The 2564-nt window shown below is 44.9% G+C and carries 2 protein-coding genes; both read right to left on the bottom strand.

Annotated features, from left to right (window positions below):
• Window positions 1–82: 82 nt before the first annotated feature.
• Entirely contained in the window at window positions 83–859 is a 777-nt protein-coding gene (gene istB / locus ACTNB8_RS16210) for an IS21-like element helper ATPase IstB (protein ID WP_019161580.1), read from the bottom strand.
• Between the two features lie 6 nt (window positions 860–865).
• Window positions 866–2404, bottom strand: a complete 1539-nt coding sequence (istA, locus tag ACTNB8_RS16205) for an IS21 family transposase (RefSeq protein WP_441056100.1) — start codon at window positions 2402–2404, stop codon at window positions 866–868.
• Between the last annotated feature and the right edge of the window lie 160 nt (window positions 2405–2564).

Raw genomic sequence — 2564 nt, 5'->3', positions numbered from 1 at the left:
TGAATATTCTTGTGCGGTAACACCGCAAGTCCGGCAGACGGGAAACCGTCTGTCCGGGCTAGCGGGAACCGCTTATGCGAGTTTACTCACGTAATGTTTTGTCCAAGCCATAAACCTCTCGCATCGAGATATCATGTTCGGCATCAATGCTTGTAATGTTGATACGATAACTGTCATGAGCAATGCGGTCAATGATTGCATCTGCCAGAGGACTATCATCACCACCCAGTTGGTCGTACCATTCCTCGAACTCATACTGGGAGCAAAAAATCGTTGAAGATTTCTTGCGTCTCCGATGGAGTAGTTCGAAGATATCTCTTTGTTCAGATTCCGTTGGTTTCAATAGAAGCCATTCGTCCAAAATCAGGACAACGGGATTGGCATACTTAGCCATCACCTTTTTGTAGTTGCCATCTGTCCGTGCCACCTCCAGATCAATAAGCAGATCAGGCAGACGGATATATTTGGTATTGTAATACTGCTTACAGGCTTCCATGCCAAAGGCACAGGCCATGTAAGTTTTACCGCAGCCTGTAGCACCGGTAATAAAAAGATTCCGATGTTCAGATATATATTCGCAGGTAGCAAGTCTGCGAATCAGTTCCTTGTTTAGCTTGCGTCCGGAAGTATAGTTGATATCCATGATATTCGCTTCCGGCTGATCGAAACCGGCATTCTTGATCAGTCTTTTGAGACGGTTGTTTTTGCGACTGCTGTATTCGATATCCACCAGCATACCGAATTGATCCTCAAAGGGAACCTCCTTGAATTTTGGGTCATTGAGTTGGTTGCGGAATGCATCTGCCATTGTGGTAAGGCGCATTTCTATTAACTTATCCATTGTACTCTGATTTGTCATATGTGTTTACCTCCGATAGTAATCGGCACCTCGTGTGATGCCATGTGCTTTATGTGTGGTCTTGGTATCGATTGCTTCCGATGCCAGTTTTTCTGAACCGGTTACAAGTAGGTTTTTAATACTCTTGTAACTGGGTGATGCTGTATAGGATAATGCCTTTTTACAGGCAGCTTCCAGTAACGCATCTGAGTACTTCTCAGCAAGCTTAAGAAGCCCCATACAGCTTCGGTAGGTTTGTTGTTCCACACTTTTGGAGGTCAATATTGCATTGACTGCAGTGTACGTATTTATGCCAATCCGCTCAGCCCATTTACGGAAGCGGTCACCGTTCCATTCCAGATACTTCTGGTGGTCTGCCGGCATATGTTCAGTAATGGTGCTGTACTGCCCAGGGCGTCCTTTTAGACGACGATGGGAAGCAATGCGGTTATGGTTGTAGAAAATTTCAATCGTGGTGTCTGTTACCCTTATATCAACTTTCTTTTTAATGTATTCGTACGGAACGGAGTATAGCATTCCGTCCACAGATATGTGATAATTGAACTGGACAGTGGCTGCTTTCCAGTCACTCAGTTCAAAACGGGTAGCAGGTAATGGTGCCAGCAATGGTTTTTCTTCCCCAAGAAATAAGCTTCGCCGACTACCCTCTTTCTTCTGAAAGAGCCTTTGGTTGAACAGTTCCAGCTTATCTCTGATTGCCAGATTCAATTCGGCAAGGGAGAAGAACTGTTCATTCCGAAGAGCTGCTGTGATCCAAGTAGAAATATTTCCTACTGTCCCCTCAGCATTCGGCTTATCTTTTGGAGCCCTGACACGCGCCGGGATAATAGCGGTGCCGTAGTATTCGGCCATTTCCTGATAAGTTTCATTGACCTGCTGGTCTTTAAAGCCACCATTGTGGACAACTGCTGTTTTACAGTTATCCGGTACGAGAATTCTGGCAACACCACCAAAATATTCGTACATATGAACATGGGCATTAATCCATGATTTCTGCTTCATATCCAGAAATGCTTCCACATATGCGTACTGACTATAAGTCATCACGCCGACAAATATATAGGCTTTGGTGATCTCACCGGTATCCGGATCAATGATTGTTGCAGGATCTCCTGCCCAATCGACCTCAACCTGCTCACCAGGTTTCCGGTTGATATGCATGGTAGCACGTCGTTTCTGCTCATCCTTCTGGATGTGATAGCAGAACTGGGAATACATAAGTGGTTCTTCGCCATTTGCATGACAATCCTCCATGTATTCTGTCCACAAGAGTTTCTTACTGACTCCGTTACGGAGTAATTCTTTGTGGACATAATCGTAGTCAGGCATCCGTTTATTGGATCTGACTTGCTTTGCAGAAGGAAAAAACATTTCTGCAAGAACAGCATCGGTATCGCTTTTATCAAGCGGCCAGGAAATATTTAATTCCTTTGCACGCTTCAAAACGCGATTAACCGTTTTCTTGGAGACATTGCAGCTGTCGGCAATGCTCTGCTGACTGAGTCCCAGACTTTTTAGCCTGAGAATCTCTCGATACTTGGTCATGGTCATGACCTCCTTTGAATGAATTTACACCAGCTGGTGCATGATTACATTCTAAAGGATTTATGATAAAGGTTTCCACTACCGGAATGGTGGTTTCCTAAAAAACGGATTTGCGGTTTCCTGTCACCGGACAGCAGGGACACGGGCACCGGATTATTCA

Source organism: Blautia sp. HCP28S3_G10 (assembly GCF_052065235.1).
Classification (GTDB): Bacteria; Bacillota; Clostridia; order Lachnospirales; family Lachnospiraceae; genus Blautia_A.
Note: the sequence above shows the minus strand (reverse complement) of the source record. Positions and strands in the feature narration are given on the sequence as shown.

Coding starts and splice junctions, on each gene's coding strand:
- istB (WP_019161580.1), bottom strand. CDS start 859: ATGACAAATCAGAGTACAATGGATAAGTTAATAGAAATGCGCCTTACC.
- istA (WP_441056100.1), bottom strand. CDS start 2,404: ATGACCAAGTATCGAGAGATTCTCAGGCTAAAAAGTCTGGGACTCAGT.